Origin of the sequence: Bacillus salitolerans (assembly GCF_042680805.1) — a bacterium.
Classification (GTDB): domain Bacteria; phylum Bacillota; class Bacilli; order Bacillales; family SA4; genus Bacillus_CJ; species Bacillus_CJ salitolerans.
This window is the reverse complement of the sequence record NZ_JBHUEM010000008.1, coordinates 13,346-37,359: the sequence shown is the minus strand read 5'-3', so window position 1 is coordinate 37,359 and position 24,014 is coordinate 13,346. Positions and strand designations below refer to the sequence as shown.

The following is a 24,014-nucleotide window of genomic DNA, read 5'->3' as shown; positions in this document are numbered from 1 at the left end:
ACAATAGAGTCGAGGTGAGAAGATGAAGGTTAATGATCAAGAAAAGCAAACATTAAGTGATGCTATTGATAAAATGAATGAGGGGCTAGATGCATTTATACAGCTTTACAATGAGGCGGAAGAGGATAGACCCTTAATCCAATTTTCAGATGAGGTTACAGAGATTATTGGTAGAGTAAAAAATATATACGGGGACAAAGAGATAGATGACCGTATTAATAAGCTCGTAAAGGAGATCTTATCGTTATTACCGTTAGATCAAGCATCAAATAAGGGGCAAAAAGATGAGGCTTAGTAATGTACTAATTTCATACTTACGTCTCCCGATTGTTGTGAGAGTCGCCCTTTTAGCCCTCTTTATCATTTTTTTATTTGGAGCCATCATTCATGTTGTAGAGCCTGATAATTTTCCAAGTTATTTTGATGGGATTTGGTGGGCCATTGTAACCGTTTCAACGGTTGGCTATGGTGACTTTTCTCCTTCAACCTATATAGGACGTATTTTTGGAATGCTCTTAATTCTTGTTGGAGTAGGATTTATGACCTTTTATTTTGTTTCTTTATCAACTGCAACTGTGACAAGGCAGAATTCTTTTCTAGAAGGGAAAGCCTCCTACAATGGAAAAAAACATATTATATTAGTTGGCTGGAATGAGCGTATTCGTGAAACTTTACACCAACTAAATGGAATTCATTCAAGAATCCCCATCGTTTTAATTGATGAAACGCTTGATAATAATCCCGTTGACTACAGTAATGTTACTTTTATAAAGGGAAATCCAACTTACGATGATACATTATTAAGGGCAAGTATAACAGATGCAGACATACTCATCATATCTGCTGATCAGAGTAAGAACGAGGTCAACGCAGATATGGCAACTATACTTACGTTAATTGCTGCTAAAGGCCTAAAACCCAATTTATACTGTATCGTAGAAGTATTAACAAACAACCAAATATTAAATGCAACCCGTGCGGGAGCCGATGAAATTATTCAGACAAATAAACTATCAAGTTTTGTGATGACCAATAGTATTGTGTCCCATGGGATGTCAGCCACTCTATTAGTAATGCTTGACAATTTAGCAGGGAACAAATTTGAGTATATTAAGTCAACTCCAAATCATATTGGCAAAACATATCAAGCCTGTATTAATGAGTTATTAGAGGAAGAAATGCTGCTTATCGGTATTAAGAGAGGAGATGAATCCTTTATCAATCCATCTCCATCATTTACTATATTAGATGCTGATGAACTTCTTATCATTAAACATTAGCCTCTAATAATACATCTTCTAATTCCTTAACAAGCGACTTCCCTAAATCGATATACTTATCCGGAAACTGGGCATCTGGATCTTCGGGTTCAGAGAACTGATTCAGTGAAGCGGACTTATTCCAAACCATAACATAGTCATCCAATCCAATTTGATACTTATGTGATAGCAGAAATGGTCTCCCTAGTTGAACAGATGTATTTTGTGAATCTAGCTGCCCATCTACTGCTTTAAAAGGGACACGGAGAAACTGGTACCCTACTTCGTCATCAATTTTATAATCAAAATAACCATGATCATAATCCCAGTTTCCACCTATATCATACCCAAGTGGCTTTAGTTCCTGCTCAAGCTTATATAAGTTAAAGGAATGACCCTCTAATTTCGACGGGACCTCAATCATCTTACCAGCTCCTTTATTTAGACTAAGCTTAGGTTATCCAGATAGAGAAAAAATATTTGAGAACAAATGAAATTGGGAGTCTTGCTTATTTCTTTAAATATAAAAAAGAGGACGACATTGTCCTCTTTTTTAGAATTATTTCAACCTTTTCTCTAACTCAGCACGCTTTTCTTCAAATCCTGGTTTTCCAAGTAGGGCAAACATATTAACTTTATATGCTTCTACTCCTGGTTGGTCAAATGGATTGACTCCTAGTAGGTACCCACTCATGGCACAAGCCTTTTCAAAGAAATAGACAAGATAACCAAATGTATACTCATCTAATAGTGGAACTTGAATGATTAAGTTGGGTACTCCTCCATCAGTATGAGCTATCATTGTCCCTTCAAAAGCCCTTTTATTAACAAAATCGATGGTTTTTCCTGCTAAGTAGTTTAAGCCGTCGAGGTCTTGGTTTTCTTCTTCGATCGTTAACTCATGACGTGAATGCTCAACATGTATGATCGTTTCAAATAAATCTCGACGACCTTCCTGAACATATTGTCCTAATGAATGCAGGTCAGTAGAAAAATTGGCTGATGAAGGGAAAATTCCTTTTTGATCTTTTCCTTCACTCTCTCCAAATAATTGCTTCCACCATTCTGAGAAATATTGAAGACTTGGCTCATAATTGATTAACATTTCAATTGTTTTTCCTTTGTTATAAAGGACATTTCGAACAGCCGCATATTGATAAGCAATATTATCCTCAAGCTCAGAATCACTTAATTCCTCACTCGCTTTGGCTGCTCCTTTCATCATCTCTTCAATGTTTGCTCCACTTACTGCAATCGGTAACAATCCTACCGCCGTTAAAATTGAATAACGGCCACCAATATCGTCTGCTATGACAAATGATTCATAGCCCTCTTTATTTGCTAGAGTTTTTAATGCTCCTCGTTCTTGATCCGTCGTCGCATATATTCGCTTTCTCGCTTCTACCTTCCCGTATTTCTCTTCTAATAACTTCCTGAATAATCGAAAAGCAATGGCTGGTTCAGTAGTTGTCCCTGACTTAGAGATAACATTAATCGAGAAGTCCTTCCCTTCTAATACATCGATTACATCTTTCATATATGTAGAGCTAATATTATTTCCGACGAAAATAATTTGTGGTGCTTTTCGTTGTTCTTTCGTTAAAGAGTTATAAAAAGAATGGTTTAGTAGCTCAAGGGCTGCCTTTGCCCCTAAGTAAGATCCACCAATTCCGATTACTAAAAGAACATCGGAATCTTCCTTTATTTTATCAGCACTCTTTTGGATTCTAGAAAATTCCTCTTTATCATATGTAGTAGGTAAATCTATCCAGCCTAAAAAGTCACTACCTGCTCCTGTTTTTTCATGCAACGAGTGGTGTGCTACTTTAACTGCATCACGTAAATATGTAAGTTCATGTTCTCCAAAAAAAGGTAGTGCTTTTGAATAATCAAATTTAATATGTGTCATTCCTCATTACCCTCCTTTACTGTCTAAAAACAGTATTACCTCTTTCACTTTATCGAATCCGTTCCATCAAAGCAAGAAGTTAACCAAAATGAAAACGCATGTCAAAAATATGCTTTGGAGAGAACAAGAGGCACAGGTCGCCCCGTTTAGCCTAAGGTCCTAAACGAGAGAAAGGGTGCTTTTCCCCTTTTATTCATTTAGGGTTATCCTCTCCAACTAGCGATAAAAAAACAAAAACGCCAGTTGGAGTCCGATCGGTTCAACTAACCATCAGAAAAAATCACTGATGGTAGTTTCACTGGATCTGACCTCGAGTAGGATGAAAAGAATGATCGTCGCCATTTCATCTTGGCTGAGCGCTGGAGCCGGATTATTAAGCTCATCGTAATAAGATTCTATCAATACTTATAATTTTTTTTGATCAAAAAAAGAGGCCCCAAAATGGGACCACACTAAAAATATCTTATAAGGATGCACGTAAAATAGCTTCAACATCTTCCTTGTGTAATGGCTGGAAATTACCGAATACACCTCTAGCCATTGCCTTTTCAGCCATGACGTCTATTTTATCATCATTGATATCATAGTCCTTAAGTTTAGAAGGTGCACCGATACTAGTCCAGAACGAACGTAGCTTCTCAATTCCTTCTAAAGCGATTTCTCGATCAGTCTTTCCTTCAGGGCTCACATCAAATACACGAATAGCTAGTTGCTTATAGCGTTCTAGATTTGTATCAAGCGTGTGCTTCATCCAGTTTGGAAACAGAATAGCTAATCCACCAGCATGAGGAATGTCATAAACTGCAGACACAGCATGTTCAATATTATGTGTTGCCCAGTCTCCTCGATATCCCATTTGAAGCATACCATTTAATGCAATCGTACCACTATAAAGTATCGTTTCACGCAGGTCATAATTCTCTAGGTCATTAACAAGTTTTGGAGCTGCTTCCATTACTGTTCTTAAAGTTGCCTCACATAAACGGTCTTGCAAAGGCGTATTTGTAACATTATGGAAATACTGTTCAAATACATGCGACATCATATCAACAATCCCATAAATTGTTTGATCCTTAGGTACTGTAAAGGTATGGGTAGGATCAAGAATAGAAAATTTAGGGAAAGAAACGGGGCTACCCCACCCATATTTTTCTTGTGTTTCCCAATTCGTAATTACGGAACCTGCGTTCATTTCTGAGCCTGTTGCAGCAAGGGTTAGTACTGTACCAAACGGCAATGCTTCTTTAGGTTCGTGGACTCGTGTCACAATATCCCAAGCATCTCCATCATATTTAGATCCTGTTGCAATAAGCTTTGTACAATCTATAACACTACCCCCACCTACAGCTAATAAAAACTCTATTCCTTCTTTTTTACAAATTTCTATTCCTTTTTTGGCAGTTGATAAACGAGGATTAGGCTCAACACCAGGTAGTTCGAATACCTCTACCCCTATTTCATTTAAAGTTGAATGGACACGATCATATAGTCCACTCTTCTTGATACTTCCACCACCATATACTACTAATACTTTCGTACCGAATGCTGGAATCTCATTTTTTAGCTGCGATAATGTATCTTTCCCGAATATCAGTTTTGTTGGATTATAAAATGTAAACTGTTCCATATATGTAAAGCCTCCCTAAGTGTAGTTTTAACTTTATTATGAATCACTTTCAATTTCTTTGTAAAGAAATCGGCTCCTAGTAGCATTATGCATAATTTAGTTAAATTGTACTCATCCTATTGTTGAAGTTATGAATTTACACTATTAAGGAGGGAACCCTTTTGAGTACATTACAACGTCTCGCATTAGCACTAACAATTATCGGAGCTATAAACTGGGGACTAATTGGATTTTTCCAATTTGACCTAGTAGCAGCTATCTTTGGTGGCCAAGACTCTGCTCTTGCTAGAACTGTATATGGATTAGTGGGAATTGCTGGTTTAATTAATCTTGGTCTTTTATTTAAACCATGGAAAGAAGTTGAAACAAGTCCAGAACCAAGAGCAACACGCTAAAAATAAAAAGGGTAGGAATGAATCCTGCCCTTTTTATATTATCCTTTAAGTAAATCCTCACGATCATTTGATTGTTCAATCCACTCTTCTAGCTTCTCTTTTAATGTATTAAATCCGTGAACCTCTGTATCTGGTTTCTCAGCGTTTTTCTTTAATACTTTTTGTAGAGAAGTTTTTTCTGGAGCTTTCTCCGTTGCACGAATAGAAAGGCTGATTTTCCCCTCTTCTTCATTTACAGAAAGAACCTTCACTTTCACTTCATCTCCAATTGAAAGATGTTCACTTACATCCTTTACAAATCCATGTTTTATTTCAGAAATATGAACAAGACCTTGTGTATTTTCGTCAAGGGCTACGAACGCACCATATGGTTGGATCCCAGTAACCTTTCCAGTTAATATACTTCCTACTTCGATTTTCTCAGACATCGCCAACACTCCTAATGATTATTTTTATCCTCTTATATACGCAATAAAATATTATATCATAATAGAAAAACTTAATCAAAAGAAGGACCATATCAAAAAAATTTCAATTTATGGTTTAAGACTGTGAGAAATTGGCTACATTATCAATATAAGGCTTTCTAGTATTCCCCCCTTTTATTGGACAAGTATGTTACGTACTTGTCCTTTTTTTTGTTTTCTTTTCTACTACTATCCTGGGTGATTTTGAACTTTTTTGGATACACTAATTCACAAATAGTGGTTGGAGTGAAGGATATGACGATCATGACTGAGACACATTTCACGACTACCTTGAAGGGTATTGACCTCCATTATGAGGTGTATCATCACAGAGCTAATCAACAAAAGCCAACATTTGTGTTAATACATGGATTCTTATCTTCTACTTTTAGCTACAGGCGTCTAATTCCTCTCTTAGCAAAAGAGTATAGGGTGGTTGCAGTTGACTTACCACCATTCGGGAAGAGTGGAAAATCAAATAACTTTATTTATTCCAATAAAAATCTAGCTAGCCTCATTATTGGTTTATTAGACTTATTGGGTATAAAAGATATTATTTTGGTTGGTCATTCCATGGGTGGGCAAATTGCTTTGAATATGATAAAGCAAAAACCAGAATATGTTCGAAACGTCATTTTGCTCTGTAGCTCGGGGTACTTAAAGAAAAGTAAACGTTCACTTGTGTTATCCTCTTACTTGCCTTTTTTTGCAAGTTATTTGAAATACTACTTAGCAAAACAGGGGGTTTTACACAATTTACGTAATGTCGTATTTGATCATACGATGATTGATGAAGAAATGATGCTTGGGTATGAACAGCCTTTCTACAATAATCAAATTTTTAACGCATTAGCGAAAATGATTCGTCATCGTGAAGGCGATTTAAGCTCAAAGGATTTACAAGAAATCGATACTAAAAGCCTCCTAATTTGGGGAACGGAAGACAAAGTGGTACCCCTTCATATTGGAGAAAGACTACATGAAGACTTGAGAAACTCAAAACTGATTACTTACGAGAAAACCGGACATCTCCTCCCTGAGGAAAAACCATTTCACATTAAGGAACAAATTCTGGAATTTATCTAGAAAAAACAAAATTCTTGCTAAAATGATGAGTAAAAAAGGAGTGGCTGATAAAAAGTAGTCAAAGTTGCCGAAAAAATAGAGTTGAAAAAGTTGTCATTGTTGCCGATAAAGTCGAGTGCTGAAAAAGTTGTCATTGTTGCTGATAAAATCGAGTGCTGAAAAAGTTGCTGATAAAATTATCAGAGTTGCTGATAAACGCACCAAAGTTGACGGTAAAATTGAAAGTTGATGATAAATCCAAAAACTTGCTGATAAAATCAAATAGTTGCTGAAAAAATTCCAATAGTTGCCGTTAAAATCGAACAAGTTGATGATAAATTCCAAGCGTCTATAAAAAGATCAAGATAACAGCCAAATTGACTTTGCAAAACTAATATAGAAGCTTTTATGAACAATATTTCACGAGAAAATGCCCAAAATTAGTAAATATTGCACATTTTTTTAAAAAATGGCATATTATTTTTGGTTATGGTTGAGTGTAGGATCGAGACTCCTCCAACGAACTGCTGACGGGAGACTCATGCAGGTGAATCAAGCCGAGGAGGCAGACTTTGCTAAAGTCCACTACATCCTGTCGCAAGTCAAACTAGAAATACGAGCACATCCAATCCAAGTGCGGAATGGGAGTCCCTTCAAGGTTAACCTATATAATTAAAGCTAAAAACGCTGAGATAAAGAATCGACATGAGACTCATTCCCATGGTCATTTAGCAATGCAAATACAAAGTGTACGGACGATCTTCGTAGTGAATATGAAACGAATCGTCACCTTAATGGGTTAGAAAATAACCTATTAATTACCTCTTTTCTGCCCAAACCAATAAAAAGATTAGGGGAGTACACAAAAATCCCCCCCTAATCTTTTTTAATTTCATTGCGGTAACTTTAAATGCTTATTTTTTCAGCTATCTCGTAATAACTCCCCATTTTATTAGTTTAAAGAACAAGATTCATCTTCAAGTTTCATCTGAAGTAGCTCCTTAGCGACCTTTTTTGTTTCCTCACGAGCCGGAACCTTTTCAAACGCAAATTCAAAAATCTGTTGTATTTTTTCGGTAAGTTGTTCCACATGATCTGTTACGTGAACGGCTTGAATAATATCCGATATCTCTGGATCGTAGTTGCCTAATCCTATTCCAAATGGATCCCATTCATAAAGATAGCTATATAAATTTAAATTAAATGTATTCAAGATGAATCACCTTATATGTTATATTTTTATAACATCATATCATAAATCCTTCATAAAAAAACAGACAGTCCTCTGGCCTGCCTGTTTGCTATCACTATTTCTCCTCTTCTTTCTCAGGTTCATCCAGTTTTTCTTTCGTTACATCCTTTTTTTGTTGATCTTCTAGACTAATAACCCCGCACGCAACACGCTTCCCAGCATTTCCAGCTGGATCGTTCATGCCATCATCAGCCTTTTCATGAATGATTAGAGCCGTTCCTTCTTTCTGGTATAATGTGTTCTTCCCCTCCTTAAATGTAACACCAGATGCCATGACTTCTGCTTGAACCGTACCATCCCCTTCAACAATAAGGTTAGGTAAATCTCCAGCATGCGCTCCTTCTGGATTTAGCAATCCGTGGGATTTGTCCTCTGGATTAAAATGGTCACCAGCCGATAGAAAGTCAGGACCTTCACATTTGCCAGTTTCATGAAAATGAAAGCCATGGGCTCCTGGTTCAAGACCTTTAAGATCAACTGTTACCATTAGTCCATCTGCCCGCTCCTCTAACTGCGCTGTTCCGAGCGAATCTCCCACATCATTTTTCAGATCCACTATAATTTTAGTGGGTCTTACTTCAGCACAGCCACTAACCATCATTAATGCTGTTACTGATACGATACATAACCATTTATTAAACATCATTAGCCCCCAACATTTCTTTTTGTTCGTAGGATAGCCAATTCAGTTTAGATTTAAACCCCTCCACACCGAAACGGACATCGGTGTAAAAAAATAAAGCAAACGCCCTCAACAGGTGCCTGCTTTGTTTACTACTCAATAACCCGGATTACTTATCACCCGAATTTTCCTCATTCCATTTCTTCATTCGTTCTTCTGCTTCTTTCTCCTTTAAGAGCTCTTTTTTGGACGCTCTCATTATAAGCCTCATTACAATAACGGCCATGATAAAAAAGATAGAAAAAGAAATGGCTGCTGGAATATATTCTGATTTATCCTCTGGAAAATAAAGAAACAACCCTAAAATAAAAGATAGCAATATTTCCACTCCTATTCATGCACAACGATTTCTTCAATCAAGACTGGCTCGGTTGGCATCGAATTCGCATCAACCTCAACGGAAGCAATCGCATCAACAACCTCCATGCCTTCAACTACTTGTCCAAAAACCGTATGTTTAAAGTCTAACCAAGGTGTTCCGCCACGCTCACTATAGGCTGCCACGACATCCTTTGGAAAGCCAGCATCAATCATCTGCTGCTGAAGCTCAGCTTCAACCTCTGTTTTTTGAACGATAAAAAATTGACTTTGATTTGTGTTAGCTCCTGAGTTCGCCATCGATAAGGCTCCTCTAAAGTGATATAGTTTATCAGAAAACTCATCTTCAAAAGGCGCCCCGTATATACTTTCTCCACCAGTACCATTTCCGAGTGGGTCTCCACCTTGTATCATGAACTCATTCATGACACGATGGAAGGTTAGTCCATTATAAAAACCATTCTTACTATGAGTGAGAAAGTTCTCAACTGCCTTTGGGGCGATTTCCGGATATAATTCAATTGTAATTGTTCCTTTGGAAGTGATCATATCAACCGTCGGAATATTATTTTGCCCTGCATAAAGCTGTGGATAAGGGTTCGCCTCACCATTACCTTCTACTACAGTCGATTTCGTTTCTTCCTCAACATTCTTCGATTGTTCATCAGCTGTTCCACAAGCAACTAATAGAAACATGGATAAAATCATTATTGCTAATATGTTTACGATTTTCATTTCATTACACTCTCCATTTATCTTTCTTATGACTTTTCCTCTATGTTACTATGTAGACAACAAACTAGCAATGTAAGAGGAGGACATAAACATGAATGAATCTTTACAAATTGGTGATACCGTAAAAGCACCCTATAAGACAGGTGTTTATATTGGGGAAATAACAAACATTCGTCCAGAGCATTATCTTGTAAAGGTACTCTCTGTCTTAAAGCATCCAACACAAGGGGATTTGCACTCACACAAATCAGTTGATGTTCCCATTTTTCATGAACGCCGAGCACTGGCTGAACGTGAACAAACAAATATTCCAAAACAGATGGTTAAAAGATTTGATGGGGAGGTTCCTGGATACAAGGAATCACTAAAAGGGGCGATTGATAAACTTCGACAGGAACTCGAGTCTGAAAAAAGCGATTGGAGTCGCATGAGCATAGAAAAATTAAACATACTTGAAAAAGACTACTTCAAGGAATAAGCCTTGAGTTTTACTATCACCAAAAGGAAAGCGAACACTTTAAAAGAAATGTTCACTTACTTTCTTTCCTTCCAATCTATATATGGGGAACAGCACTATTTTTGGCTAATAGGTTCACAAGGTTGCTGTCCCTTTGTTAATGTAAAATTTTACTTTATTTTAAATACTGCAACTGTACATCTAGAAACACTAATCAATTTTTCTTCCTCATCCACAATCTTTATATCCCAAACCATGGTCGTGCGACCTCTATGTAGGATTGTTGCAATTGCCGTAACGATTCCTTCTTTTTTGGGGCGAACATGATTCGCATTAATTTCTAATCCAGCACAGCTTTCCGTTTCATGATCAACTAAAAAATATGAACCGATACTCGCCACTGTTTCTGCTAATGCGACAGAAGCACCTCCATGCAAAACGCCAAACGGCTGGTGTGTCCGAGCATCCACTGGCATTGTTGCAATTACTCTACCTTCTTCTACTGTTTTAATTTCTATTCCTAACGTTTCAATTAATGTATTCTCTAATTTCATATTTAGCTCCCTCTCTTTCTCTTTTCCAAAACATTCGATATTCATTTATAATTTCCTTCTACGATTACTTTGCCATCTAACTTTTCCAAACATAAAATCTAGCTCCAATCAGTGGAGGTTTTCTCATCCTCCACTGATTGTTAATTGAGGCCCGCATGATATGGTCACTCAGACGTCGCCACAGAAAGTGGCGATCTTACTATTATCGGGTTCTTACTGGTGTTTATCCCCCACTTAAACTTATTCGAATCTTCTAAAGTTTTGAAGTAAGGTCTAGCGCTAGTTAGGCGGGATAAACATGTCTTTAGTGGTTATTCTAATATAGAATTCCACCAAAAAGGAGGGCTTACGAATGGATATACGTGAGGGATTAATTCCAACAGTATTAGGTACAGCCGTTACAGCCACGGGGTATGCCTTGAAGCAAAATCGAAAGGTAAGTCCGATGATTTCGAACACCATCTTTGGTTTTGGCTTAGCACATGTTGTGCTAGGTGCGATTGATTTAGTAGAACATCGCCGGTAGGAATTCAAAAAGCGAGCATTATGCTCGCTTTTTACTTAATAAGTGAATCTTCAATCAGGTTTTTCTTATTCTCCACTGATTGTTTGTTTTGGCCCGCGTGATGTGGGTCACACAGACGTTCCACAGGATGTGGCGAACTTAGTCTGTGTTCCTCTTATCGCAGGGTTCATACTTGCGTTTATCCCCCACTTAAAAACTTCTTCGAATCTTCTATAGTTTTGAAGTATGGTCTTAGTGCCAGTTAGGGCGGTATAAAATCCAAAGTTGTAAGTAGGTGTTCTCAATGATGGAATCTTGTAAAGAAATTCTCACTTCAATGAATTAAGGTGAACCGTTTTCATCGATTTTTTGTCTGGTTCCTTCATAGAGTGGATTTGATTTCCGCAAATCATATTCGTCTCCATCATATTCCGTAAAATGGATAATATCTTCTCTCGCACCTCGTTCACTTGCATCTCTAACCGTTCCTAAATCATCTCTTTCACTCATAAATTTCCTCCTTATGATGAATCTTGGATTGTTCAAGGGTTTTCTGGTACAAGTGGCTTTTCCAACCATCCATGATTAAGTAAGATGTTCACTCCATCCTCTGCATGTAACTTCCTTTCCTATATTAATTTACGATAATATTTTCCTCAATTACTTAAGATATATCCAAAAACGAACAAAAGACTCAGGCAGAGAGAATGTTCTGGCATAAAAAAAAGGGGCGTTTGCCCTTTTATTCATGACAGGTTATTTGACCTCGAGTAGATCGTCGCCACTTCATCTTGGCTGAGTGCTGGAGCTGGATTCCAAGTCACTAACCCATTCTCTTACTTTCTAAATCATTAAAAAAAGAAGGGACGCTTCCCTTCCTACATTTCATGAATCCACATAAATACCTTTGCTACAAGTTCATCTGCAATTTCACTTGTTTTTGTTTTTTGAATCGAGTCTTTCATTTCTTCTTTTACTGAGGCTAAATAATCATAAGGTAGTTTATAAGACCATTGTATCGCTGGAACTGCGATAATGAAGTACTCTTCTTTTTTGTCTTCGTATATGTAAGTATGTATAAGCTCTTTATGATTTTCAAACGCTGCTTTTCTTATTTTCACAGTAAACCACCCTTCCTTACATTTTCTACCTTGCGGGATATTCTGACTTTAATAGTGAATAGACAACTGTATCATGGTATTGTTCACCATCAAAATCAGTTTGTCTAAGCACTCCATCCTTATGGAATCCATACTTTTGTAAGAGCTTGCTTGAACCAACATTACCGGCAAATATATCGCCTACTATTCTGTTTAACTGTAGGGTATGAAAACCATATGATAAAATCGGTTCTAAAATTTCTGTCATCACCCCACTATTTTGAAATTCCTTTTTGATGACTACGCCCATCTCTGTTTTTTTATGCCAAGTATGCAATTTATGAAAACGGAACATCCCAATCACTTCTTCGTCTCGTTTATTTAGGATGACCCATGGTATTTCTTTATTTTGGGTAAAATTGATTAAACTCTGTTCTATACTCTTCCTCATATCCTCTAACCTTTCGATAGGATGGGGAGTAATATACTTCATCGTTTCTTTGTCAGACATAAACGAAAATAAAGATGGAGCATCCTCAATCATCATTCCGCGCAACAAATAGCGGGTTGTTTCAATAATTGGTATCTCAAGTTCTTTACATTCCATATCTTCACCTCTTTATCCAAACCTTAAAGTGCTCCCTCCAGGTAATACTAGAGAGTTCACTTACTTCTATTATAACTATTCACGTTTAACAAGTCTCATTTGAAGACCATCCTTAATTCGAAGTGACAGTAAAGGCTCCGGTAGTACGTGATCGTTTGGATTAGCTAACCTTAACTTAAACTTCTGACTAATCACTACAAACACTAATACAGCCTCCATCATGGCAAACTGACTTCCAATACACCCTCTTGAACCTGCACCAAAGGGAAAATAGGAGTAGCTTTGAATGGATGAAGCCTGCCTTTTTTCAAATCGTTCTGGGATAAATTTCTCCGCGTTTTCAAAATAGGCGGGATGACGATGTATGGCATATGGACTTATAAGAAACGAGCTTCCTTTTGGAAACGAGTATCCTGCGATGCTAACATTGGCATTTGCTTCGCGTAAGATGATCCATGCTGCTGGGTAGAGTCTAAGCGTTTCTTGGAATATTTGTATGCTATATGGAAGTTTGGAGAGATGTTCAAACGTTGGGGGTTCTCCTTTAAGAACAGTATCAATCTCTTTCAATAACTTGTCTTCAACATTAGGATGCTGACTGACTAAATACCACATCCATGACAGAACATTAGCAGTTGTTTCATGCCCTGCAATTATAAAGGTTACAACCTGATCCCTAATTTCTTTTTCCTGCAATCTTGTTCCATCCTCATATCGAGTATGTAATAACATAGTTAATAAATGCTCTTCTTTATATTTTTTGCCTAGCTCAATTAATTGATGTGATAAATGATCGAGTACTTCAATACTTTGTTTATAGCGTTTATTACTTTTGGTAGGCCATTTTTCTAAGAAAGGGAACGGCCAAAGTAATAGCTGGGCCGATTTATCAATAATATTATTGACAGCCGTCGTAATCTGCTCCTCTTCTCGATTTATATCTGCTCCAAACATTGTCTTTACAATAATCCTTAGCGTTACATTCATCATGTCTTGACTTATTGTTCGTACCTCTCCATCTGTCCATGACGAAATTAGGTCATTTGTATAATCCGTCACAATTGTTCCATATGAAGAAATTCTTCTCTTATGAAAGGCTGGTTGAATTCGTTTTCTTTGTTGTTTATGGGCATCTCCTTCACTTGTTAGTAATCCATTTCCAAGGGTCTTACTAAAAATTCGGGATGAGTTTCCTTTTATAAAGTACGGATCCTTTGTTGTTAGAATTTCTTTTACACTTTCAGGATGATTAATGACATATGAAGGTTTAGGGACCGTTTTACTGATGGCAACAATGTCCCCTAATTTCAGCTGATCATATAGCCATTTTAATGGGTCTTTTCTAAAGTTTATGTAATTCATGATTTGTGGTCCTTGTATACTAGCTAGCTTTACCAATTTACTCCTCCACTTTCACATTAAATTCGTTATTGCTTATATTCAGCTTGATAGGAATTCTCACCTGCATGAACAGACAACAAGGTGTCAGCATAGCCAACCAATCGATTGACCAATTCGTCTGCGATTCCATAGACAAGTGGTGCATTCGTTGACGTATGTAATGTAGGGTCATCGAAAATTACGGTTGTGTGTATGAAGATTTCTCGGTTTCCTTGTAAATCATAATGGATAATTACCTTTCCTGCCGCACCACCCGTTTGAGGATCTTGAAAACTCGGTATGAAAACATACCATTCCTCTGATGTATACGATCTGAAATTTTTCGTAAACGACATCGCCTTAATTTCATGTTCTAGACGGTCTTTCAATTCCGGGTGAAGGACTTCAGAGATTTTCTTCTTCATCGTATCACTCCTTTTAACAAACTTTTTATATCATAGTATCTCCACTTGGTTTTGTTCGATAAACATAACTCTCTCTCTATGTCCTCTTACTACGTTATCATTTTGCCCGTTACTGAATTACTCTATCAAATAGAAGGTGTCTCTTGACAATACAAAAACAAAACAAGGAAACCTATTGATATGGTTTCCTTGTTTTTATTGGCTCTTTATTTTTTTTTGTTATTTCCCATCATCTTAGAAATAGTTGAAGCATCAATATTTTGTTTCTTATTTAATAGCGTCTCCACAATTTTATCCTCGGTTTGCTTGGATACATTTTTATTCGCTAATTTAGATACTTGGGCAATTAAATTTCTAAGGCCCTTTTCATTTGAAAGGTCTGAGGACTTAACCGAGTTCGCAACTTTCATGATATCATCCATTTTTACGCCCGTTTTCTTTTCTATACCTTTAAACAAGTCACCCATTTTTTGAAAACCCCTCCTTTCCTTCGTTTGGTGTATTCTATTCAAAAGAAGAAAAAAAGGACTAGGCGTCTGTGTCAAGAACACATGGTAATTTGTAATATTTGTAAAGTGCTGCAAAATATTGGTATACTTATCCTGTAAAATAGTATAGAGATATTGTATTTTCTTGGGAGGCGTCAATGACATGACACATACAAAGACAGAAATTCAAAAGAAACAAACATTTTTACAAACTGGCGGAATGATAAAAATCCTCCTCCTCCCTTTTCTTCTTACGCTGATATTTTTATCCCTAGTATTCTGGCAAAATTTAAGCCTAGAAAGAAGCTTACCAAGCGAGGGCTGGAGTAGAACGATTTCATTACATGGGGAAGTTGGGATGAGTCCAGCTTTTGTCTACAGTGACGAGGCTGGCATCCATATTTATAGTCATAATGACCATAAAGTAACTCATTTTAATGCAACAGATGGATTAAAGGTTAAGAACAAAACTGAACTACCTGTAAAAATTCCAGCAATGGCTCCATTCTGGGCAAAAGACAATAACGTACTATTTTTACAGAATCATAGTATAGTTTTTTTCAACGGCGAAAAAGAAGAGGTTCTTCTTGAAGGTGTCGATGGTTTTAGTACAAGTAGTGATAAAATGATGTATTGGCAGGATAAGAGAATTTATTCTCTAAGTACTACTACCTTTGAAGGAACACTTGTAGGGGAAAGTGAATTTGAGATTGATAGTATTTCTGTCGCGGATGAGAGTCCTTCATTCTTGGTGCTTTCTGACCGAACAACACGGGTGCTAAAGGCAACTCTCTTTCAGCACAATAACGGTACCTTTACACCAACACCCTTATTTACAGTTGATGAAACAGGTGTCGAAGAATTTACAGGTCTTGATTTTATCGAAACAGATTCGGATATTCATATACTTTATTCAACCTTTAGTATGGCTCAGCAGAAAAGAAATTACAGAACGTATTTTGCTTCACTTTCTAAGGATCAAGTACAAAATGGCGCCGATTTTAAAGAAATGCACTATTATGATGACAAGACGAGAGAACGTATTCGAAAGCCACGTTATCCCGAGTTATTCCTAAAGGATGGACAACCAACTGTCCTCTTTTCAGCCGAGGGTTCAACAGTTGGCAAAAGAACGGCTGTAAATATTTATGAAGCAGTTCAAGTGGAAAGCAACTGGTTATCAGAGAGAAGAAGCACCTCGAACAGTGTATCTGTTGAACCTGCCCCTATAAATAGTGAAAATGTCATCTGGTTAGATTTTTCTGGTGAACAGTACGCGATCGTCGGATCAACAACAAATGAAGAGGCTATTGCTCAAAGTCTTAAGATTACTGACACCGACATCAAGTCAGCTTCTTCAGCTACCTTAACAAGTGTGTTCACAGGCTTTTTAATGTTATTTTTATCAATCATGTGGATTATCTTTCCTACCGTTTTCCTAACGATTATTTTCTTTAAGGATAATGAATTAATTGAAGGCAAAACAAAATGGGTGGAATACACAAGTGTAGCTCTATTTGTTGCTGCACAGTTATTATTCCATGAAAAATTATTTAATCGTTCTTTCTACTCATTAGCACCCGATTACTTAACCTTTAGTGGGAGCCAGTATATGATTCCCATCCTATTAGGTGCACTTTGTTACGTTATCACGATGATTAGTCATAATAGAGAGTGGGGAATAGTCTCAAAAGTTTCTTACTTTATGGGAATAAATATATTATTCATTATGATTCTTGTAGGACCTTATACCTTGTAAAAAGAACAGCGTTTGCTGTTCTTTTTTACACTTTTCTTCTTAAATGTATGAATGTAACTGCTAGTGCTAATACGAGAACTGTTCCCTTAATGATTTCGAATGTATAGTAAGGGAAGTTTAGCATGGTTAACCCATTCAGCAACACTCCGATTAGAACTGCTCCAAAAAAAGTTCCGATTACATTCGGCTTACCCGCTCCAAATACAGAATAGCCAACAAAGACAGCAGCAACAGATTCCATTAATAGTGGTGCCCCTGCATCAATTTGCCCCGAGCCAACTCTTGCAGCGAATAAGATACCACCTAGTGCCGCAAAAGCCCCTGACAATACATAGGCAATTGTTCGTATTTTGTTTACTTGAATACCAGACAATCGAGCAGCTTCACGGTTTCCACCAGTAATGTACAAAAGGCGTCCCCACCTCGTATAATTCAGGAAAATATGAACGGCACCTACAGCAAGTACCATAATTATAACTGGCACTGGGATCCCTAGAAGTCGTCCTTGTCCAATCCATAAAAAGGATTCATAAAATGATCCAGGTGCGGCCTTTCCATCCTCTAAAGGCATTTGGTTATAGATGGAATAACCTTTTGTATAGGTGCGATGAATTCCACTAATAATGTACATGGTACCTAATGTAGCAAGCAAATCCGGAATCCTAATTTTTACGATGAGGAGAGCATTAAACAGTCCAATGAGGCCACCGACGAATAGAGGCCCAATGAACACCAACCATAGTGGATATTGATACCACACCATTAAGGTTGCGACAAAAACAGTTGTAATCGATACGGTTGAGCCAACGGATAAGTCAAATCCATCTACAATAAGCGAGAAAGTAACTCCTATTGCTACTAGTGTTACAATTGAGATGGATCTGAGGATATCCGCAATATTATCATACGTAAAAAAGTATTCGTTCACGATTGAGAAAAATACGATTACTGCCAATATCACGAGGATGGCTCCATATTTAAATGAGAACGACATCATTTTTTCTTTCATGCTGTGTGTTCCTCCTCTCCACCGCTTGCATAATACATAATTTCCTCTTGACTAGCTTCCTCACGTAGTAATTCCTTTACAATTTTTCCATCACACATAATATAAATACGACTAGCAATTCCTAATACTTCTGCAATTTCACTTGTGAAATACAAGATTCCCTTTTGTTTACCAGCAAGTTCTCCTATTAATCTGTAAATCTCACTCTTCGCCCCTATGTCAACACCCTTTGTAGGCTCATCAAACATGTACACAGCTGCATCCGTTTTTAACCACTTGCCAACAGCAACTTTTTGTTGATTTCCACCACTTAAGTGACCTACTACCTCATAGGAATTCGTTGTTTTAATTTTTAGCTGGTTAATCATACTTTTCGCATGCCTTAATTCTAACCCTCTACTAATAAAGCCTAGTTTGGTCATCTTAGACAGTATGGGGAGTGACAAATTTGTGTTAATGGACTCCTCTACTAAAATTCCTTCTTTTCTTCTTTCTTCAGGTACGAGAACAATTCCATTTTGAATGGCTTGTAATGGGTGGACAATTGATAATTTTTTATTCCCCTTGAATATCTCTCCAGTATATGTGGAGTAAGCCCCGTATATCGCCTTAGAGAGCTCTGTTTTCCCAGCACCAACTAACCCTACAATACCAACAATTTCCCCTTCACGAACATGTAGATTGACTTCTTTTACCTTTTCACCTGAAAGATTAGACACAGTAAGTAATGATTTCCCAGGATTTGAATGAATGATTGGAAATTCTTCTTCAAGGCTCTTTCCTAACATGTTCTCAATTACTTCATCAATTGTTGTGCTAGAAGTAGGAATTGTCACAACCTTCTCTCCATCACGCATTACGGAGATTTGATCACATATTTGGAATACTTCTGGAAGTCGGTGCGATATAAAGATACAACCAACACCTGTATCTCGTAATGTTTTCATAATGGTAAACAGTCGTTCTGATTCATCTGCGCTTAACGGCGCGGTTGGTTCATCAAAAATAACAATTTTCGCCTGCTCCTTTATGGCTCTAGCAATTAAAACTAACTGTTTTTCAGCTAGCGATAAATCTTCAACCTTTTTCTTAACAGATAAGGAAAATCCAAGCCTCTTTATAATTTCCTCTGCTTCATGATAAAATTTCTTCCAAGATATCCATAGCTTTCGATTTCGGTCTGTTTGCCGATCTAACAGTATATTCTCTGCCACGGTTAGATGAGGAACTAAGGCTACATCTACCTCTTGATACACACATTGAATGCCCAGTTCTTTTGCTTGTTTAGGATTATTCATTTTTACAGGTTTATCGTCTATGAAAATATCACCACTATCAGCTGTATAAGCACCAGACAGGATTTTCATTAGTGTACTTTTTCCTGCCCCGTTTGCACCCAGCAACGCATGGATTTCACCTTTTTTAATAGAAAAGTGAACATTTTTTAATGCAGGTACTGATGAAAAAGATTTATTCATTTGTTTCATTTCTAGTACGTTCCCCACAAACAATCACTCTCCTTCATAACAGGAAGTCCAATCGTTATTTCGACTGGACTTCTTATATTCTTATTTACTGCTCTCAAGCTCTTTAATATAGTCTGTATACCCTTGCAGACTATTTCCCCATCCTTCTACATGTTCATGCAGCTGGTCTGTCGTAATATTCTCACTTGGAAGCTGTGTACGCTCAACAAACACCGGCTCTAGAATAACCTTCTCTGGCGTATCATCACCATGTATCTTTTGGTATAAATAACGTACTTGAATACGACCAATATCTGTTGGATCAACAGCTGCAGAAGCAACCCATGGACTATTAGGATCTTGAATCATTTGCAAGTCTTCATCACTTAAATCGATTCCATATACTTTAATTTCAGTCCGTCCCGCTTGCTGGATTGCTCTAACGGCACCTTTTGCAAACTCATCCCATGCTGCCCAAACCGCTGTAATATCACCTTTATTCGGATATTGTTTTAATATTGCTTCCATTTGTGCCTGTGTATCTAAAGCGGTGTTGGCAGTCGCAGCACCAAAAGCTGCGATTTCATTAATATTTGAATATTTTTCTAAAAACTCTTTATATGCAACTTGACGACGCTCCATTGGGGCAAAGCCAGCCACCCAAATTTTTACGATATTTCCTGTTTCTCCAGCATCTTGTGCAAGTTTTTCCAAAGTCATCTCAGCCATCTTTTGATCACCTTGCTCTAATACCGTCACACCATCCACTACGATATCTGCATCAAACACAACAACTGGTATTCCTTTTTCAGACGCTCTCTTAACACCACTTTCAAGAGCTTCCTTCGTACCATGATCAATTAAAATTCCATCAAATTTTTGGTTAATGGCTGCATCTAGATTGGAGGCCATTTTCGCTAAATCACCATCGGCTGTAAAGACAGTTACTTCCCCGCCAAGCTTCTCAACTTGATCCTTTACTCCCGATATGTATTGGGAAGAAAATGTCCCTAAATTAATTTGCATGATAAGCGCAATTCGTTTATTATGTAACGAATTCTGCTCTTGGTCCCCACTTATTTTTGTGTCTGTTGATGTATTCGAAGAGCTACATGCTGATAAAAGACCTAGCAATACAGTTAAAAGTAATGTATAAATCAGACTCTTTCTATGTTTCATTCCCCTTACCCCTTTTCTCTTATTATCAAATTAACGCATTAAAGTTTAAGTGTACAATACTTCCTAATTTCCTCCCCTTCCTTCCCGATGAAAACTTTCCAATCTTAAATCATGGACGCTAAAAAGCCTCTTTTCCATAGAAAAGAGGCTTACCAAATACAAGGATTTCGGCAACCTCTCATCTATCAGGAATTCCTTCCTGCAGGAGTTAGCACCTTTCCGTAAACGGTAGGTTGCCGGGCATCATCGGGCCAGTCCCTCAGCCATCTCTTGATAAGAGTTGTTTTCGCTTTATTTTTTTTTGTGATTAATTAGCATAATAAAATGTTTGCACCACTTTGTCAATAAAGAAATTTAAATAATTTGAATTTTTTGCTGGTTATTGTTTTTCGTTCGATACCATAACGCCCGAAACTAATAGTTTTCTTAACTCTTCCACATGATGAACGATGTAAGTAGGAGTACACTTTTTTAATTCGTCTTCTGATCCATACCCATACGTTACACCGATTGAATCGACTCCTACGTTTTTTGCCCCGATAATATCATGCATACGATCACCAATCATTACTACATCTGAATATGATGAGACATTTAACTGTTGCACGATATATTCAATAATTTCAGTTTTAGCACTGCGAGTACCATCTAGATTACTTCCTACAACTAACTTAAAATAGTCCCGAATAGTAAAATAATCTAGAATTTGGTTTGAGAAGACTGTTGGTTTGGATGTAGCAACTACTAAAATGACTCCGTTATTTTTAAGCTCTGATAACAGAGAAGGAATTTGCGGGTACAATGTATTCTCATACATCCCTTTTTCTTTGAATCTTTCCCGATAAAATTCAATTGCAAGTTTTGTTTGATGTTCATTGAAACCATATTTACTAGAAAAGGTTTCTTGCAGGGGAGGACCAATGAAGCAGTCTAGTCTATTTAAATTCGGTTCATTTATACCTAGTTTATTTAGGGCATATTGAACCGATTTTGTAATCCCAACCTTCGGATCAGAAAGTGTGCCGTCCAAGTCAAATAAAACAATCTTATATGTACTCACGTTAAATCCCTCGCTTTTCTACCAATAATACCCTATTACTGTTAATTATACTATGTATATAAACTTCTAGTTTAGATAGACATCTCACATATCATTAGGTAATGTACGGACCTATTTGAAACAAGTATCAATGAAGACTTTTATACTATCTTAATATTGAAGAAAAGGCTGCTTCCAAATCATAAGAATTTTTTAAAGTTGTTACCTTACCCACTTGGGAGCTGGAGCTAGATTTAGCAGTAACATTGTATAAACTAAACACCAGAAACTTTCTTAACTTAAAAAAACCACAGGAAAGCATTGCTTCCTGTAGTCTAATCTTGATAAGAATATTCCATCCAATGTTCAGTGTGTTTGAGTAATTGGTCAATATCAATTTCTTTCATCATAAAACATGAACATTCTTTAGCTATATCTGTTGTATCGTCGAGAAGTTGATCTATATCACGCCAAAAGAACTTCACGGTGAGCCTCCTTATAATCCATCTGATTTATGTCTCAATGCAATAACTTTCGATAGTAAGCCTGTATTTATGGGGGTCTAGGAACAAAAGGCGCAAGCCCCCGTTTAGCCTCAGGAATAGCAAATGTTCCTAAATGAGAAAAAGGGTGCTTTCCCCTTTTACTCATTTAGGGTTATTTGACCAAGGAAAAAGTGATTTTTCTTTCTCCCTCGAGTGGCAGGGTGATGGAGCTGGGTTCCAAGTCACTAGCCCATTCTCTTGCTAAAAACTTTTATACTTTCGTCATAATTAGATCAGCTCTTATGATAATTTTAAATGATTCCCTATTTTTCCAATATAATTGAATTGCTATTTTACTTATTTCCATGCTATTCTAATAGAGCGATGAGCTGAATTGTGTAAGTCGACGGACATACCTTTTAGGTTAAATGCACGATGTGGCGTGCAGTCTTTCGCCTCAATACGCAAAAAGACACCTTTGGTGTCTTTTTTTCTTTTCATACATAGAAATAATAATTACGGGATTTAGGTGAAGGAATTGGACTTTCAAATATTGTATCTATCATTTTATGTCATAAAAGTAGAGGGCAGCGGTGAACATGCCCAAAAAAGCTATAAACATTTTCAAACATTAGATGAATCTAGTTATGAGAAAAATGCCTTGAAGGATTTTCTTGATGGAGAGCTAACAAAGATTGTAAAGCGAAAAGTGGAACGCCATCCTAAAACCGAACTAGTTCCAACAAAGGTAGGCTACTTTATTACTGCTGAAGGGCATGAATTAGATTCAAATCCTAATTACAATCTATTTAATCGTGTTCGCTTTGCAGAGACGAAGGAAAAATTTAAGGACGAAAATGAAAAATTTGCACGAGCTTATATTGAAACAAGCGCTGTTCGAGAAGGCGTATTTATTATAGCCACTGCCAAACTAAGAAAATATTTCGATGATCCATTTGTATTTATCATGAAATGTGACTTTGAGCCAAAGGTAGCTTCGATATCAGATGAGTCTACACTTATTCGAAATGTCGAAATGGCCATTACAACAAAAAATATGAAGTCCATTCAATACCCCTATATGCCTGAAGAAGGAATGCTAGAGGAACGAGAGTTAAAGATTCACCAGTCCTCACACGCTCGTTATTTTGAGGATTTCTTGAAGTATGTGGAATATGGACAATCAATGCCCGAAATTGTAAAGACACAGGTTCTTGGAATGGTTCAACAGCATATCGAGGAAACGTATGAACCAGAAAGTGAGTCTCGCCAAAACTTTGAAAATGCAATGGAGGTTTGGGCATCTAGTCCAAAGCGTGAGCTACAAGAACGATTTACTAGTGACCAAGTTATCGAGGCTGCTTCTCAAATTATTGAGCACACACCAGAAGTAGATTTAAGCTTTAAGTTAGATTCAATGCAAGTAAAAGCCCTACTTGCTGATTTCGGAGAAACGATTCATATTGCAAAGGTCAATGGTCGTTATGTTGTTGTCCTTGAAGGAGACTCTATTTTATTCGAGAAAGGATTTACCCCACTTGAGTTATTAAAACCGGATGATTTGCATTCTGTAATTGAGCGGATTGAATCAAAAGGGCAAAAATAAAGGTCGGTCCACCGATCTTTATTGTCTTTCAATTTTGGTTGTTTGGGCGGTACTTGCATTTTGGTGCCCAGTAGTTACACCTAGTTCGGCATAGATGTCACTGTTTGACCCGTAATTGCACGTATTTGACCGGTATATTCACAGATTCGACCTGTATTGACGATTCCAGCACGAACTTACCCGAGTTGTTGGACCATTTCGCTTGTATATACCTCGGTCATAGGACAACTTTCGATCAGGTAAGCG

Annotated in this window: 28 protein-coding genes and 1 riboswitch; of the genes, 8 read left to right on the top strand and 20 right to left on the bottom strand. The window is 37.2% G+C overall.

What is annotated here, in order from left to right; translation table 11 throughout:
• The first annotated feature begins 22 nt into the window (after positions 1 to 22).
• Both ACFSCX_RS07825 and ACFSCX_RS07820 read left to right on the top strand, forming a co-directional pair.
• The gene (locus ACFSCX_RS07825) at positions 23 to 295 is read left to right on the top strand and encodes a hypothetical protein (RefSeq protein ID WP_377927629.1); all 273 of its coding nucleotides are present in this window, start codon (positions 23 to 25) and stop codon (positions 293 to 295) included.
• The gene (locus ACFSCX_RS07820) at positions 285 to 1,280 is read left to right on the top strand and encodes a potassium channel family protein (protein ID WP_377927628.1); all 996 of its coding nucleotides are present in this window, start codon (positions 285 to 287) and stop codon (positions 1,278 to 1,280) included. Before ACFSCX_RS07825 ends, ACFSCX_RS07820 begins: the two co-directional genes overlap by 11 nt.
• On the opposite strand, the gene ACFSCX_RS07815 is transcribed toward ACFSCX_RS07820, so the two are convergent.
• The 3 genes from ACFSCX_RS07815 to ACFSCX_RS07805 form a co-directional block, all read right to left on the bottom strand.
• A complete protein-coding gene (locus ACFSCX_RS07815; protein WP_377927627.1) occupies positions 1,270 to 1,683 on the bottom strand; it encodes a YugN-like family protein in 414 nt (137 codons plus the stop codon). The two genes, ACFSCX_RS07820 and ACFSCX_RS07815, sit on opposite strands and share 11 nt — an antisense overlap.
• A 135-nt stretch (positions 1,684 to 1,818) precedes the next feature.
• Entirely contained in the window at positions 1,819 to 3,168 is a 1,350-nt protein-coding gene (locus tag ACFSCX_RS07810; protein ID WP_377927626.1) for a glucose-6-phosphate isomerase, read from the bottom strand.
• Positions 3,169 to 3,631: 463 nt separating this feature from the next.
• On the bottom strand, positions 3,632 to 4,795 hold the full coding sequence (locus ACFSCX_RS07805) for an iron-containing alcohol dehydrogenase (protein ID WP_377927625.1): 1,164 nt from the start codon (positions 4,793 to 4,795) through the stop codon (positions 3,632 to 3,634).
• 161 nt (positions 4,796 to 4,956) lie between these two features.
• Here ACFSCX_RS07805 and ACFSCX_RS07800 point away from each other — a divergent pair, with 161 nt between their 5' ends.
• Positions 4,957 to 5,190 (top strand): DUF378 domain-containing protein, encoded by a 234-nt coding sequence (locus tag ACFSCX_RS07800; RefSeq protein ID WP_377927624.1) that lies wholly within the window; start codon positions 4,957 to 4,959, stop codon positions 5,188 to 5,190.
• Between the two features lie 38 nt (positions 5,191 to 5,228).
• Here the strand turns inward: ACFSCX_RS07800 and yugI are convergent, their stop codons facing one another.
• Positions 5,229 to 5,618, bottom strand: coding sequence for a S1 domain-containing post-transcriptional regulator GSP13 (gene yugI / locus ACFSCX_RS07795; protein ID WP_377927623.1), 390 nt, complete (start codon positions 5,616 to 5,618; stop codon positions 5,229 to 5,231).
• Between the two features lie 294 nt (positions 5,619 to 5,912).
• On the opposite strand from yugI, the gene ACFSCX_RS07790 reads away from it, so the two are divergent.
• A complete protein-coding gene (locus ACFSCX_RS07790; RefSeq protein ID WP_377927622.1) occupies positions 5,913 to 6,743 on the top strand; it encodes an alpha/beta fold hydrolase in 831 nt (276 codons plus the stop codon).
• A 931-nt stretch (positions 6,744 to 7,674) separates the two neighbouring features.
• On the opposite strand, the gene ACFSCX_RS07785 is transcribed toward ACFSCX_RS07790, so the two are convergent.
• The 4 genes from ACFSCX_RS07785 to ACFSCX_RS07770 all read right to left on the bottom strand — a co-directional run bounded on the left by ACFSCX_RS07785 (position 7,675) and on the right by ACFSCX_RS07770 (position 9,709).
• Positions 7,675 to 7,935 carry a DUF1871 family protein gene (locus ACFSCX_RS07785; protein WP_377927621.1) on the bottom strand — a complete coding sequence of 87 codons (261 nt, stop codon included), beginning with the start codon at positions 7,933 to 7,935 and terminating at the stop codon, positions 7,675 to 7,677.
• A gap of 94 nt (positions 7,936 to 8,029) precedes the next feature.
• A complete protein-coding gene (locus ACFSCX_RS07780; protein WP_377927620.1) occupies positions 8,030 to 8,617 on the bottom strand; it encodes a superoxide dismutase family protein in 588 nt (195 codons plus the stop codon).
• A gap of 148 nt (positions 8,618 to 8,765) precedes the next feature.
• Entirely contained in the window at positions 8,766 to 8,975 is a 210-nt protein-coding gene (locus ACFSCX_RS07775; protein ID WP_377927619.1) for a hypothetical protein, read from the bottom strand.
• Between the two features lie 11 nt (positions 8,976 to 8,986).
• Complete coding sequence (locus ACFSCX_RS07770; protein WP_377927618.1) at positions 8,987 to 9,709, bottom strand: peptidylprolyl isomerase; 723 nt, start codon at positions 9,707 to 9,709, stop codon at positions 8,987 to 8,989.
• 91 nt (positions 9,710 to 9,800) lie between these two features.
• Between ACFSCX_RS07770 and kapB the strand changes: the two genes are divergently transcribed.
• Entirely contained in the window at positions 9,801 to 10,187 is a 387-nt protein-coding gene (gene kapB / locus ACFSCX_RS07765) for a kinase-associated lipoprotein KapB (protein ID WP_377927617.1), read from the top strand.
• 149 nt (positions 10,188 to 10,336) lie between these two features.
• Here kapB and ACFSCX_RS07760 read toward each other — a convergent pair whose 3' ends face one another.
• Entirely contained in the window at positions 10,337 to 10,720 is a 384-nt protein-coding gene (locus ACFSCX_RS07760; protein WP_377927672.1) for a hotdog fold thioesterase, read from the bottom strand.
• A gap of 352 nt (positions 10,721 to 11,072) precedes the next feature.
• On the opposite strand from ACFSCX_RS07760, the gene ACFSCX_RS07755 reads away from it, so the two are divergent.
• Positions 11,073 to 11,246, top strand: coding sequence for an asparagine synthase (locus ACFSCX_RS07755; protein ID WP_377927616.1), 174 nt, complete (start codon positions 11,073 to 11,075; stop codon positions 11,244 to 11,246).
• Positions 11,247 to 11,567: 321 nt separating this feature from the next.
• Here ACFSCX_RS07755 and ACFSCX_RS07750 read toward each other — a convergent pair whose 3' ends face one another.
• The 6 genes from ACFSCX_RS07750 to ACFSCX_RS07725 form a co-directional block, all read right to left on the bottom strand.
• Positions 11,568 to 11,735 carry a hypothetical protein gene (locus ACFSCX_RS07750; protein WP_377927615.1) on the bottom strand — a complete coding sequence of 56 codons (168 nt, stop codon included), beginning with the start codon at positions 11,733 to 11,735 and terminating at the stop codon, positions 11,568 to 11,570.
• A 368-nt stretch (positions 11,736 to 12,103) separates the two neighbouring features.
• Positions 12,104 to 12,346, bottom strand: coding sequence for a YueH family protein (locus ACFSCX_RS07745; RefSeq protein ID WP_377927614.1), 243 nt, complete (start codon positions 12,344 to 12,346; stop codon positions 12,104 to 12,106).
• 25 nt (positions 12,347 to 12,371) lie between these two features.
• Entirely contained in the window at positions 12,372 to 12,932 is a 561-nt protein-coding gene (locus tag ACFSCX_RS07740) for a GNAT family N-acetyltransferase (RefSeq protein WP_377927613.1), read from the bottom strand.
• Between the two features lie 75 nt (positions 12,933 to 13,007).
• Positions 13,008 to 14,330: a cytochrome P450 gene (locus tag ACFSCX_RS07735; protein WP_377927612.1), complete on the bottom strand. Its 1,323-nt coding sequence runs from the start codon at positions 14,328 to 14,330 to the stop codon at positions 13,008 to 13,010.
• A gap of 29 nt (positions 14,331 to 14,359) precedes the next feature.
• On the bottom strand, positions 14,360 to 14,737 hold the full coding sequence (locus tag ACFSCX_RS07730; protein WP_377927611.1) for a hypothetical protein: 378 nt from the start codon (positions 14,735 to 14,737) through the stop codon (positions 14,360 to 14,362).
• A gap of 206 nt (positions 14,738 to 14,943) precedes the next feature.
• On the bottom strand, positions 14,944 to 15,204 hold the full coding sequence (locus ACFSCX_RS07725; protein ID WP_377927610.1) for a stage VI sporulation protein F: 261 nt from the start codon (positions 15,202 to 15,204) through the stop codon (positions 14,944 to 14,946).
• Positions 15,205 to 15,388: 184 nt separating this feature from the next.
• Here ACFSCX_RS07725 and ACFSCX_RS07720 point away from each other — a divergent pair, with 184 nt between their 5' ends.
• Entirely contained in the window at positions 15,389 to 16,984 is a 1,596-nt protein-coding gene (locus ACFSCX_RS07720) for a hypothetical protein (RefSeq protein ID WP_377927609.1), read from the top strand.
• A gap of 25 nt (positions 16,985 to 17,009) precedes the next feature.
• Here the strand turns inward: ACFSCX_RS07720 and ACFSCX_RS07715 are convergent, their stop codons facing one another.
• The 5 genes from ACFSCX_RS07715 to ACFSCX_RS07695 form a co-directional block, all read right to left on the bottom strand.
• Positions 17,010 to 17,993 carry an ABC transporter permease gene (locus tag ACFSCX_RS07715; protein WP_377927607.1) on the bottom strand — a complete coding sequence of 328 codons (984 nt, stop codon included), beginning with the start codon at positions 17,991 to 17,993 and terminating at the stop codon, positions 17,010 to 17,012.
• Positions 17,990 to 19,480: a sugar ABC transporter ATP-binding protein gene (locus ACFSCX_RS07710; RefSeq protein WP_377927671.1), complete on the bottom strand. Its 1,491-nt coding sequence runs from the start codon at positions 19,478 to 19,480 to the stop codon at positions 17,990 to 17,992. The genes ACFSCX_RS07715 and ACFSCX_RS07710 overlap by 4 nt, the downstream gene beginning before the upstream one ends.
• A gap of 81 nt (positions 19,481 to 19,561) precedes the next feature.
• Entirely contained in the window at positions 19,562 to 20,638 is a 1,077-nt protein-coding gene (locus ACFSCX_RS07705) for a sugar ABC transporter substrate-binding protein (RefSeq protein WP_377927606.1), read from the bottom strand.
• A gap of 175 nt (positions 20,639 to 20,813) precedes the next feature.
• Positions 20,814 to 20,918, bottom strand: a riboswitch (SAM riboswitch).
• A 99-nt stretch (positions 20,919 to 21,017) separates the two neighbouring features.
• Positions 21,018 to 21,698, bottom strand: a complete 681-nt coding sequence (locus ACFSCX_RS07700; protein ID WP_377927605.1) for an HAD family hydrolase — start codon at positions 21,696 to 21,698, stop codon at positions 21,018 to 21,020.
• 314 nt (positions 21,699 to 22,012) lie between these two features.
• Positions 22,013 to 22,162, bottom strand: a complete 150-nt coding sequence (locus ACFSCX_RS07695; protein WP_377927604.1) for a hypothetical protein — start codon at positions 22,160 to 22,162, stop codon at positions 22,013 to 22,015.
• A 538-nt stretch (positions 22,163 to 22,700) separates the two neighbouring features.
• Here ACFSCX_RS07695 and ACFSCX_RS07690 point away from each other — a divergent pair.
• A complete protein-coding gene (locus ACFSCX_RS07690) occupies positions 22,701 to 23,768 on the top strand; it encodes a DUF3900 domain-containing protein (RefSeq protein ID WP_377927603.1) in 1,068 nt (355 codons plus the stop codon).
• Positions 23,769 to 24,014: the final 246 nt, after the last annotated feature.

Coding starts and splice junctions, on each gene's coding strand:
- ACFSCX_RS07825 (WP_377927629.1), top strand. CDS start 23: ATGAAGGTTAATGATCAAGAAAAGCAAACATTAAGTGATGCTATTGAT.
- ACFSCX_RS07820 (WP_377927628.1), top strand. CDS start 285: ATGAGGCTTAGTAATGTACTAATTTCATACTTACGTCTCCCGATTGTT.
- ACFSCX_RS07815 (WP_377927627.1), bottom strand. CDS start 1,683: ATGATTGAGGTCCCGTCGAAATTAGAGGGTCATTCCTTTAACTTATAT.
- ACFSCX_RS07810 (WP_377927626.1), bottom strand. CDS start 3,168: ATGACACATATTAAATTTGATTATTCAAAAGCACTACCTTTTTTTGGA.
- ACFSCX_RS07805 (WP_377927625.1), bottom strand. CDS start 4,795: ATGGAACAGTTTACATTTTATAATCCAACAAAACTGATATTCGGGAAA.
- yugI (WP_377927623.1), bottom strand. CDS start 5,618: ATGTCTGAGAAAATCGAAGTAGGAAGTATATTAACTGGAAAGGTTACT.
- ACFSCX_RS07790 (WP_377927622.1), top strand. CDS start 5,913: ATGACGATCATGACTGAGACACATTTCACGACTACCTTGAAGGGTATT.
- ACFSCX_RS07780 (WP_377927620.1), bottom strand. CDS start 8,617: ATGTTTAATAAATGGTTATGTATCGTATCAGTAACAGCATTAATGATG.
- ACFSCX_RS07770 (WP_377927618.1), bottom strand. CDS start 9,709: ATGAAAATCGTAAACATATTAGCAATAATGATTTTATCCATGTTTCTA.
- kapB (WP_377927617.1), top strand. CDS start 9,801: ATGAATGAATCTTTACAAATTGGTGATACCGTAAAAGCACCCTATAAG.
- ACFSCX_RS07760 (WP_377927672.1), bottom strand. CDS start 10,720: ATGAAATTAGAGAATACATTAATTGAAACGTTAGGAATAGAAATTAAA.
- ACFSCX_RS07755 (WP_377927616.1), top strand. CDS start 11,073: ATGGATATACGTGAGGGATTAATTCCAACAGTATTAGGTACAGCCGTT.
- ACFSCX_RS07750 (WP_377927615.1), bottom strand. CDS start 11,735: ATGAGTGAAAGAGATGATTTAGGAACGGTTAGAGATGCAAGTGAACGA.
- ACFSCX_RS07740 (WP_377927613.1), bottom strand. CDS start 12,932: ATGGAATGTAAAGAACTTGAGATACCAATTATTGAAACAACCCGCTAT.
- ACFSCX_RS07730 (WP_377927611.1), bottom strand. CDS start 14,737: ATGAAGAAGAAAATCTCTGAAGTCCTTCACCCGGAATTGAAAGACCGT.
- ACFSCX_RS07725 (WP_377927610.1), bottom strand. CDS start 15,204: ATGGGTGACTTGTTTAAAGGTATAGAAAAGAAAACGGGCGTAAAAATG.
- ACFSCX_RS07720 (WP_377927609.1), top strand. CDS start 15,389: ATGACACATACAAAGACAGAAATTCAAAAGAAACAAACATTTTTACAA.
- ACFSCX_RS07715 (WP_377927607.1), bottom strand. CDS start 17,993: ATGAAAGAAAAAATGATGTCGTTCTCATTTAAATATGGAGCCATCCTC.
- ACFSCX_RS07710 (WP_377927671.1), bottom strand. CDS start 19,480: ATGAAACAAATGAATAAATCTTTTTCATCAGTACCTGCATTAAAAAAT.
- ACFSCX_RS07705 (WP_377927606.1), bottom strand. CDS start 20,638: ATGAAACATAGAAAGAGTCTGATTTATACATTACTTTTAACTGTATTG.